The sequence below is a fragment of the Paraclostridium sp. AKS73 genome (genome assembly GCF_025671395.1).
Lineage (GTDB): Bacteria > Bacillota > Clostridia > Peptostreptococcales > Peptostreptococcaceae > Paraclostridium > Paraclostridium benzoelyticum.
Genome location: NZ_JAIXHU010000062.1, coordinates 1 through 10,637 on the forward strand (window position 1 = coordinate 1; position 10,637 = coordinate 10,637).

Consider the following 10,637-nt stretch of genomic DNA (forward strand, 5'->3'; position numbering starts at 1 on the left):
GGTTGATATTTAGTTTGCGCTTGGGTCATAAAGCTGAGAAGATGCTTTAAATGACCACTTCGCTGCAAACTAAATATCAACCACTTTTTGTTGTGTAAAATCAAGAAGAATTAAACTTAAATAAAAATAAAATAAAATTAAAAAATAATGTATATAAATCTTAGAATGGGACATTATATAAGTATAAATAAATACTCAATCTCCCCCATTAAGAGGTCTCTATCCCCATAGAGGCCTCATTTTTTATAAAGATTTGTAAAATAAATTTAACAGAAAACATGTTGTATATTGTTATTTTCACGTATAGTATAATTAGTATATAAGAAAAGTCGTATACATTAATTAACATATGGCAGGGGGTATTTATATGGAGTTTTACGATACACATAGACTCGTTAAAAGTGAAGATTTAAATCATCATGGGACATTATTTGCAGGAAGGATGACAGAGTGGTTTGTTGAGAGTTGTTTTATAACAGTAGCAAATGAATATGGACATCCTGAAAATTTAGTTTGTTTAAAAGTACATGAAGTCAAATTTACAAAACCTATAAAAAAAGGTGATATTATAAAAATAAAATCAGCAATTGTATATGCTGGGAAAACAAGTTTGACTGTTTATGGAAAAGTTATTAGAGATGGAAGTATTATTGTTGAAGGATTTTTAACTTTTGTATGTGTAGATGAAAATGGAGCTAAGATGCCTCATAATATAGTACTAGAAGAACCAACGAACGAGGAAGATATAAAGATTTTAGAACAAGTTAAAAATTTAAGAAAATAATTTACATAAATAAAAAGAGATATCTTTATATAAAGATATCTCTTTTTATTTATGCAAATTTTGGTTAATGAAAATTCATTTTATTATATATAAAATAGTAGTATTATTTTAAATTTAAAAATTTTTAACAATGGAGCAAGTTGCTTAGATAATGGGTAAATTAGTTTATGGAATGTATATTTAAAACTTTAAATTTAGAAATATTAAGTAATTTTCATAAATACTATCTCAAATGAAGTAAATTTTTAAATAAAAATATGTAAAATACTTTAAATAAGAGAATATTAATATAGAGTGAAAAAAATTTAAAACCTATGTTATAATTAAGGTATTATGATGTGAACTAGTGTTCGGTTAGGAGTGGATATTGTGGAATTTAAAATTCAATCTGAATATAAGCCTACAGGTGACCAGCCTGAAGCTATAGATAAAATTACAGATGCTTTAAATAGAAATGAAAAGTTTAGTACATTACTTGGAGTTACAGGATCAGGAAAGACTTTTACCATGGCTAATATAATAAAAAACGTAAATAAGCCTACTTTAATAATAGCTCATAATAAGACCTTAGCAGCGCAGCTTTATAGTGAGTTTAAGGAATTTTTCCCAGAAAATGCAGTTGAGTACTTTGTAAGTTACTATGATTATTATCAACCTGAGGCTTATGTAGCACATAGTGATACGTATATAGAAAAAGATGCAAGTATAAATGATGAGATAGATAAATTACGACATTCAGCAACTGCTGCAGTTTTAGAAAGAAGAGATTGTATAATAATTTCTTCTGTATCATGTATATATGGATTAGGGGATCCAGAAGATTATAAAAAACTTATGGTTTCTTTAAGACCAGGTATGGAGAAAGATAGAGATGAAATCATAAAAAAATTAATAGAGATACAATATGAAAGAAATGATGTTAATTTCACACGTGGAACTTTTAGAGTTAGAGGTGATATTCTAGAGATATTCCCAGCTAATACAGATGAAAGAGCTATTAGAATAGAATTTTTTGGAGATGAAATAGATAGAATAACAGAAATAGACTATTTAACAGGAAAACTTGTAGGGATTAGAAATCATGTAGTTATATTCCCGGCATCTCACTATGTTACAACACCAGAAAGAATAGATAAAGCAATAATTGATATTCAAAAAGAATTGAAAGATAGAGTAGATTATTTTAAAGAAAATGATAAATTGGTTGAAGCACAAAGAATAGACCAACGAACTAGATATGATATAGAAATGTTAAAAGAGATAGGATTCTGTCAGGGGATAGAAAATTACTCTAGACATATAACAGGAAGAGACCCGGGAGAAAAACCATATACATTAATGGATTTCTTTCCAGATGACTTTTTAATCATAGTTGATGAATCTCATGTAACAGTTCCTCAAGTAAGAGGTATGTATGCAGGTGATAGATCAAGAAAATCGTCTCTTATAGATAATGGTTTTAGATTACCTTCAGCTTATGATAATAGACCTTTAAACTTTAATGAATTTGAGGAGAATATAAATCAAATACTATTTGTAACAGCAACTCCAGGACCTTATGAAATAGAACATTCAACTACAATAGCAGAACAAATAATAAGACCTACTGGACTTTTAGATCCAATAATTGAAGTAAGACCTATAAATAATCAAATTGATAATTTAGTTGGAGAAATAAACTCTATTACAGAAAAAGGAGAAAGAGTTCTTATAACTACTTTAACTAAAAAGATGAGTGAGGATTTGACTAATTATCTTAAAGATATAGGGATTAAAGTTAAGTACTTACATTCAGACATAGATACATTAGAAAGAATAGAAATAATAAGGGATTTAAGATTAGGTAAATTTGACGTATTAGTGGGTATAAACTTATTAAGAGAAGGTTTAGATATCCCAGAAGTTTCACTAGTTGCAATACTAGATGCTGATAAAGAAGGTTTCCTAAGATCAGAAACTTCTCTTATACAAACTATAGGTAGAGCAGCTAGAAATTCAAATGGAAAAGTTATAATGTATGCAGATAAGATAACTAGATCTATGCAAAGTGCGATAGAAGAGACGAAGAGAAGAAGAGAAATACAGATGCATTATAATGAGGTTAATAATATTGTTCCGACAACAATCCAAAAAGGAATAAGAAAAGGAATAGAAGCAACAGTTGTTGCAGATGAAGAAGCTGTTTATGGAGATATAAATCAAAATAATGAAGATAGTATAAGAGAATCAATAGAAAATCTTAAAGTAGAAATGATGGAAGCTGCACAAAATCTTCAATTTGAGAGAGCAGCACAATTAAGAGATAAGATAAAAGAATTAGAAGATAAATTAAATTAATTACTTATAAAGTTGAGTATGAAAGGAAAAACATATGAATGATAAAATTATAATAAAAGGAGCTAAAGAGCATAATTTAAAAAATTTAGATTTAACTTTGCCTAGAGATAAATTTATTGTTTTTACTGGTCTTTCAGGATCGGGAAAATCATCTTTAGCTTTTGACACTATATATGCAGAAGGACAACGAAGATACGTAGAGAGTCTATCTGCATATGCTAGACAATTCTTAGGTCAAATGGAAAAACCTAATGTAGAGTATATTGAAGGATTATCACCAGCTATATCAATAGATCAGAAAACAACATCTAAAAATCCTCGTTCTACAGTAGGTACAGTAACAGAAATATATGATTATTTAAGACTACTATTTGCAAGAGTTGGGGAAGTGTATTGTCCAACATGTGGGAAAAAGATAAGTCAAATGACAGTACAAGAAATAGTAGATAAGATGATGGATTTCCCAGAAAGAACTAAGTTACAAATATTATCACCTGTAGTTAGAGGTCAAAAGGGAACGCATAAGAAAGTTATTGAAAACATAAAAAAAGAGGGATTTGTAAGATTAAGAGTAGATGGAACTAATTATGAAGTTACAGATGAAATAGATTTAAATAAAAATCAAAAACATAATATAGAGGTAGTAGTTGATAGAATTGTGATGAAAGATGGTATAGAAAATAGATTAGCTGATTCTATAGAAACTGCTGTAAAGCTATCTGAAGGTTTAGTTATAGCGCAAATAATAGATGGAGAAGAAATTCTTTATTCAACTAAATTTGCATGCCCAGAACATGGTATAGGAATAGAGGAGTTATCTCCTAGAATGTTCTCTTTCAACAGTCCTTTTGGAGCTTGTGACACATGTAATGGATTAGGTGAGAGTAAAGAAGTTGATCCAGATCTAGTAGTTCCAAATAAAGAACTTTCTATAAAACAAGGAGCTATAGCTGCTTGGGGTTCAGTTGGAACTAATGATGATACTTACTATAGTAAAATGGTAAAGAGTTTAGCTGAAAAATTTAATGTGGATTTAGCTACTCCATTTAAAGATTTACCTGAAGAATTTATTCAAGAGCTACTTTACGGACATGATAATGTTATGGTTGAATTTGTATATGAATCAAAGTATGGAGGAAACAGATTATACAAAGCTCCATTTGAAGGTGTAATAGTAAACTTAGAGAGAAGATATAGAGAAACAAACTCAGAACATTCTAGAGAAAAAATAGAAGAGTTTATGGGAGAAAGACCTTGTCCTAAGTGTAAGGGAAATAGATTAAGAAAAGAAGTTTTATCTGTATTAGTAGATAATAAAAATATAATGGAAGTAACTGATTACTCAGTTAATGAGCTTATAGAGTATATTGAAAATATAAATCTAACAGATAAGCAAAAGTTCATAGCTCATGAGATTTTAAAGGAAATAAAAGCTAGAGCATCATTTTTAAGAGATGTTGGACTAGATTATTTAAACTTATCTAGAAAAGCTGGTACATTATCAGGAGGAGAAGCTCAACGTATTAGATTAGCGACACAAATTGGTTCAGCTCTTGTAGGAGTGTTATATGTTTTAGATGAGCCTAGTATAGGATTACATCAAAGAGATAATGACCGATTAATAAAAACTTTAAGACATTTAACTGATATAGGAAATACTCTTATAGTTGTAGAACATGATGAAGATACAATGAGGGAAGCTGATTATATAGTAGATATAGGTCCTGGAGCAGGAGTTCATGGTGGAGAAATAGTAGCAGAAGGAAATCTTGATGAAATACTTAGAAATCCTAACTCATTAACAGGACAATATTTAAGTGGTAAAAAAATTATACCAATACCTGAAACTACAAGAGAAGGAAATGGTAATTTCATAGAGGTAGTTAAAGCAACAGAAAATAACTTGAAAAATATAAATGCTAAAATTCCATTAGGAAAGTTTACTTGTATTACAGGTGTATCTGGATCAGGAAAAAGTACATTAATTAATGATATTTTATACAAAGGCATAGCTACAAAAGTTAACAGATTAAGAGATAAGCCAGGTAAACATAAAGAGATAAAAGGAATAGAAAATATAGATAAAATAATAAATATAGATCAAAGTCCAATAGGAAGAACTCCGCGTTCAAATCCTGCAACTTATACAGGTGTATTTGATTTAATAAGAGATTTATTTGCATCAACTAATGAAGCTAAAGCTAGAGGATATCAAAAAGGAAGATTTAGTTTTAATGTTAAAGGTGGAAGATGTGAAGCTTGTAAAGGTGATGGGATAATAAAAATAGAAATGCATTTCTTGCCGGATGTTTATGTTCCTTGTGAAATATGTAAGGGAGAAAGATACAACAGAGAAACTCTTCAAGTTAAATATAAAGATAAAACAATATCAGATGTTTTAGATATGAATGTTGAAGAAGCTTCAGCTTTCTTTGAGAACATACCGACAATAAAAAGAAAACTAGATACTCTTATGGATGTTGGACTTTCATATATAAAACTAGGACAGCCATCTACTCAATTATCAGGAGGAGAAGCTCAACGTATTAAACTAGCAACTGAGTTAAGTAAAAGAGCTACAGGAAAAACTTTATATATCTTAGATGAGCCAACAACAGGGCTTCACATGGATGATGTAGATAAATTAATAACTGTACTACAAAGGCTAGCAGATACAGGAAATACTATCGTTGTTATAGAACATAACTTAGATGTTATAAAAACATGTGATTATATTATAGATCTTGGACCAGAAGGCGGAGATAAGGGTGGAAAAATAATTGCTACAGGAACACCAGAAGAAGTTTCTAAAAAGTCAGGTTCATATACAGGATTATTCTTAAAAAAATACTTTGAGAAATAAAATAAAGGAGATGTCTTAAATTTAAGACATCTCCTTTTAAAATTTCATTAGTTAGTAGCTTCTCTTTCAGCTAATTCCTTTTCATATTGTTCCATTTCAGGATTAGATCCGAAAATAAAATGCCCTGGTCTTATTTCAACCCATTTAGGTTTGTGTTCAGAATAATCATGAACACTAGGATCGTATTTTATACGAACTCTATGTCTTTCATGCTCTGGATCTGGAAGTGGTATAGCTGATAACAATGATTTTGTATAAGGGTGTAGAGGATTAGCATAAAGTTCCTCAGAAGTAGTTAATTCAACTAGTTTTCCGTGGTGCATAACTCCGATACGATCACTTATATATTTAACCATAGAAAGATCATGAGCTATGAATAAATAAGTTAATCCTTTCTCTTTTTGTAACTTTCTAAGTAGGTTAACAACTTGAGCTTGGATAGAAACATCAAGAGCAGATATAGGTTCATCAGCTATTATAAACTTAGGTTGTATAGCTAATGAACGAGCTATACCTATACGCTGTCTTTGGCCTCCAGAGAACTCATGAGGGTATCTTCCTGCATGTTGTTCATTTAATCCAACAGTTTTTAATAATTCATAAACAGTCTTAGTTCTTTCCTCCTTTGTTTTGCATAATCCATGTATATCAAGACCTTCAGCTATTATATCCATAACGGTCATACGAGGATTAAGACAAGCCATAGGATCTTGGAATATCATTTGCATATTTTTATTTACAAATGATTTAATATCTTTATCTAATTTTTTACTTGATATATTCTTACCATCAAATACTATTTCACCAGCAGTAGGGTCATATAATCTGATTATAGCTCTACCCGTAGTAGATTTACCAGAACCAGACTCTCCAACAAGACCGAAAGTTTCGCCTTCATAAATATGAAAACTTATATCATCAACAGCTTTTACAACTGTATTTTTATCTATTGGAAAGTATTGCTTAAGATTTTTAACTTCTAATAGTTTTTTCTTAGTCATTTGAAGACACCTTCTTTCTTCCTATGCTTGTAGGTCTTTCTATTTTAGGAGCCAAAGGGTGCAATAACCATGTAGCAGCGCTATGAGTTTCACTTATTTTAAACATAGGAGGCTCTGCAACAAAATCTATTTTAAGTGCATTAGTATTACGTAAAGCAAAAGCATCACCCTCAGGAGGATTCATTAAATCTGGAGGTGTTCCTGGTATATTATATAAATCATTTTCACCAACATCTAAACTAGGCATAGAAGCTAGTAGTCCCCAAGTATATGGATGTTGAGGATTATAGAATACGTCATCAGAAGTACCAACCTCTATTATTTTACCAGCATACATAACAGCAACTCTATCTGCCATATTTGCAACAACACCAAGGTCATGAGTTATAAATATAACAGCAACCCCAGTTTTATTTTGAATATCTTTTATGAGTTCTAATATTTGAGCCTGTATAGTAACATCAAGAGCTGTAGTAGGTTCATCAGCTATAAGTATTTTAGGATTACAAGCAAGAGCAATTGCTATAACTATACGTTGACGCATACCACCTGAGAATTGATGAGGATACTGTTTCGCTCTCTTTTCAGGGAAAGGGATACCAACAAGGTCTATAAGTTCAATAGCTTTTTTCATTGCTTCATCTTTAGATAATCCTTGATGTTTTATTATACCTTCTGATATTTGTTTACCAATAGTAGTAGTAGGATTTAATGAAGTCATAGGATCTTGGAATATCATTGCTATATCTTTACCTCTTACAGCTTCCATTTCTTTTTCTGGTAATTTAGTTAAATCTTTTCCGTTAAATAAAATTTCGCCTTCTTTTATAAGAGCATTTGAAGACATTATTCTCATAATAGTTTTACAAGCAACAGATTTACCAGAACCTGATTCTCCAACTATAGCGAGAGTTTCTCCTTTATGTAGATCGAATGTAACATTTCTTACGGCTTGAACTTCACCACCAAAAGTTTTGAAGTGAACCTTTAAATTTTTAACCTGTAATAATTTTTCTTTTTCCATAAACTCATCCCCTTTCTAACTATTGATTACGCATTTTAGGATCAACAGCATCCCTTAAACCATCAGCAAGTAAGTTTAAGCTAAATATTAATAAACATATTACCATTGAAGGTATGAACATCATATATGGATTTGTTTGTAATTGCTTAAATCCATCATTTATTAATACTCCTAACGATGCATATGGAGGTTGTAGTCCTAATCCTATGAAACTTAAGAATGCTTCATAGAATATAGCATTAGGTAATGAGAACATCATCATAACAACCACAGGACCTATTATATTAGGGAATAAGTGTTTTATTATTATCTTCTTATCAGATGCACCTAATGTTCTAGAAGCTAAAACGAACTCTTGGTTCTTAATTCTAAGAACGTGAGAACGAACTATTCTAGACATTCCGGTCCATCCGGAAATAGCCATTGCAAGGGACATTGATAAAACACCTGGTTCAAATACTAAGATAAATAATGTAAGTATAACTAAACTAGGTATGCCAGTTAGTATTTCAATAAAACGTTGCATATACATATCAACTTTTCCACCGTAATAAGCAGAAACACCACCATAAGTAACACCTATTAATAAATCATAAATAGCAGCTAGTATTGCTATAAAAAGAGATACTCTGGCTCCAGTCCAAGTACGAGTCCATAAATCACGACCTAAATCATCTGTACCAAACCAGTAATTAACTCCATCTTCTACACCTTTTAGTTTGTATGAATCAACTCTTTCTTGAGTTCCGTCAAACTTTTTATCCATTTTAGTACCGTCCATGATTCCTAAAGAAGAAACAACCGGCATTCTTGGAGGCAATTTAGCATGACGTAAATTTTGTTGATCATAAGCATATTCATTAAACATTGGGCCAAATACAGTAAGGAAACATATTATAGATAATATGATTAAACCTGTAATAGCACCTTTATTTCTAAACAGCCTTTTTCTAGCATCTTGCCAAAATGTTAAACTTGGTCTAGTTATAGCTTCATGCTGAGTCATATCAGCAGGACTGACTTCAAATAAGTCAGCATTAAGTTGAACTTCTTTACCATCAATAATAACTTTATCTATCATTAAGCTTTCCCCCCTGCAACACGAATTCTAGGATCGATTATCCCATAAAGGATGTCAACTAACAAGATAACTCCTATATAAAGTGCACTATAGAATATAGAAACACCTGATATACAGAATAGGTCATTAGTAGTTATAGATGATACTAATAAATCTCCTAATCCAGGAACAGCGAAAACTTTTTCAACAACTAGAGAACCAGTAAGTAGACCAACAGTTAAAGGTCCAAGCATAGTTACAACTGGTATTAAAGCATTTCTTAAAGCGTGTTTTACTATTACAGCAGCTTTAGTTAAACCTTTAGATTTTGCAGTTACTATATAGTCTGCATTTAAAACTTCAACAAGTTCAGTTCTAGTAAAACGTGCTATACTTGCGATAGAGAAAAATGCTAGTGCTATAGATGGTAAAACAGTCCAAGCATATCTAAAATCTGAGCCTATAGGCATCCCCCAAGTAACTGGGAAAATTTGATGTCGTGTAGTTAAATATAATTGAAGTAGTGCAGCTAAAACAAATGATGGAACAGAAACCCCTAAAACAGAAATTACAGTTGCAAAGTAATCCCAAAATGTATTCTTTTTAAGTGCAGCTACAATACCTAAAGTTAAACCAACTACACTCCCTATTACTAGCGCTTGAGCACCTAACATAGCAGACGGTTTTAAGCGAGTACTTATTAAATCCTCAACCTTTTTATTGTCATACTTGAAAGATCTACCTAGATCACCTGTAAAAACTCCTGTCATATATCTTAAATATTGAACTGGGACAGGTGCATCCAAACCATACTGTTTATTAATCATTTCAACTTGCTGTGCATTTAACTTTTCATCATTAAATGGGCTTCCAGGTAATAACCTTACCAAAAAAAATGTAACAGAAATAACGATTAATAATGTCATTAACATAAGAGAAAGACGTTTTAAAATATAGCGACCCATCGCTACACCCCCTTGAATAAAATAGTATTAATTTAAAAATAAATTCTGATATGTATTGATGTCAGAATTTTGAAACTATTCAAAATGCAGTTTTATTAATTTTATGATGCATTATGTAAACTTATGAATAAATTGTAAAACTTATTATTAAAGTACTTAAAGATATAATTAAACCAGATGATAAAAGTGAATTTGTGTTAGTAAAATTGTATCTTCTCTTTATATAATCATCTATATCTATATTTCCTTCAGATAACAGACCTCTGCTTTTTTGAATTTGATTACAAACTTTATTATATGCATAAATTGTTAAATTAAAAAAACCTTGTTCTGTAACATAAAAGAAAACTCCTAGGGTTAAATAAAATAGACCTATCATGAAAGATGAATTTATAAAAGAAAATCTTTCAAAATTATTAAATAAACAGTATAAAAAACTTATAACTAAATTTAATATAATTAACATATTAAATTTTTTCAAAATATGAATCCTCCTATCTAATTTTAAATTTATAACGGTACTGAAATTAGTTTTATTATAATATTAGTACGGTTTTACAAACAATAATTTATATAAAAAATTTATAATATTTAAAAAATTTA

General features: G+C 30.2%; 8 protein-coding genes. 3 read left to right on the forward strand and 5 right to left on the reverse strand.

Annotated elements, in window-relative coordinates:
- The first annotated feature begins 367 nt into the window (after window positions 1-367).
- The 3 genes from LEQ07_RS19020 (at window position 368) to uvrA (ending at window position 5,984) form a co-directional block, all read left to right on the forward strand.
- On the forward strand, window positions 368-784 hold the full coding sequence (locus tag LEQ07_RS19020) for an acyl-CoA thioesterase (RefSeq protein WP_035117202.1): 417 nt from the start codon (window positions 368-370) through the stop codon (window positions 782-784).
- Window positions 785-1,153: 369 nt separating this feature from the next.
- Entirely contained in the window at window positions 1,154-3,121 is a 1,968-nt protein-coding gene (uvrB, locus tag LEQ07_RS19025) for an excinuclease ABC subunit UvrB (protein WP_263331852.1), read from the forward strand.
- A 34-nt stretch (window positions 3,122-3,155) separates the two neighbouring features.
- Window positions 3,156-5,984, forward strand: coding sequence for an excinuclease ABC subunit UvrA (gene uvrA, locus LEQ07_RS19030; protein WP_263331853.1), 2,829 nt, complete (start codon window positions 3,156-3,158; stop codon window positions 5,982-5,984).
- A gap of 47 nt (window positions 5,985-6,031) precedes the next feature.
- Here the strand turns inward: uvrA and LEQ07_RS19035 are convergent, their stop codons facing one another.
- The 5 genes from LEQ07_RS19035 to LEQ07_RS19055 all read right to left on the reverse strand — a co-directional run bounded on the left by LEQ07_RS19035 (window position 6,032) and on the right by LEQ07_RS19055 (window position 10,515).
- The gene (locus LEQ07_RS19035) at window positions 6,032-6,985 is read right to left on the reverse strand and encodes an ABC transporter ATP-binding protein (protein ID WP_046822306.1); all 954 of its coding nucleotides are present in this window, start codon (window positions 6,983-6,985) and stop codon (window positions 6,032-6,034) included.
- Window positions 6,978-8,009 carry an ABC transporter ATP-binding protein gene (locus LEQ07_RS19040; protein ID WP_263331854.1) on the reverse strand — a complete coding sequence of 344 codons (1,032 nt, stop codon included), beginning with the start codon at window positions 8,007-8,009 and terminating at the stop codon, window positions 6,978-6,980. The genes LEQ07_RS19035 and LEQ07_RS19040 overlap by 8 nt, the downstream gene beginning before the upstream one ends.
- Before the next feature lie 19 nt (window positions 8,010-8,028).
- The gene (opp3C, locus tag LEQ07_RS19045; protein ID WP_263331855.1) at window positions 8,029-9,090 is read right to left on the reverse strand and encodes an oligopeptide ABC transporter permease; all 1,062 of its coding nucleotides are present in this window, start codon (window positions 9,088-9,090) and stop codon (window positions 8,029-8,031) included.
- Entirely contained in the window at window positions 9,090-10,034 is a 945-nt protein-coding gene (locus LEQ07_RS19050; RefSeq protein WP_046822303.1) for an ABC transporter permease, read from the reverse strand. Before LEQ07_RS19050 ends, opp3C begins: the two co-directional genes overlap by 1 nt.
- A gap of 121 nt (window positions 10,035-10,155) precedes the next feature.
- Window positions 10,156-10,515: a DUF3899 domain-containing protein gene (locus LEQ07_RS19055; RefSeq protein ID WP_263331856.1), complete on the reverse strand. Its 360-nt coding sequence runs from the start codon at window positions 10,513-10,515 to the stop codon at window positions 10,156-10,158.
- Between the last annotated feature and the right edge of the window lie 122 nt (window positions 10,516-10,637).

Coding starts and splice junctions, on each gene's coding strand:
- LEQ07_RS19020 (WP_035117202.1), top strand. CDS start 368: ATGGAGTTTTACGATACACATAGACTCGTTAAAAGTGAAGATTTAAAT.
- uvrA (WP_263331853.1), top strand. CDS start 3,156: ATGAATGATAAAATTATAATAAAAGGAGCTAAAGAGCATAATTTAAAA.
- LEQ07_RS19035 (WP_046822306.1), bottom strand. CDS start 6,985: ATGACTAAGAAAAAACTATTAGAAGTTAAAAATCTTAAGCAATACTTT.
- LEQ07_RS19040 (WP_263331854.1), bottom strand. CDS start 8,009: ATGGAAAAAGAAAAATTATTACAGGTTAAAAATTTAAAGGTTCACTTC.
- opp3C (WP_263331855.1), bottom strand. CDS start 9,090: ATGATAGATAAAGTTATTATTGATGGTAAAGAAGTTCAACTTAATGCT.
- LEQ07_RS19050 (WP_046822303.1), bottom strand. CDS start 10,034: ATGGGTCGCTATATTTTAAAACGTCTTTCTCTTATGTTAATGACATTA.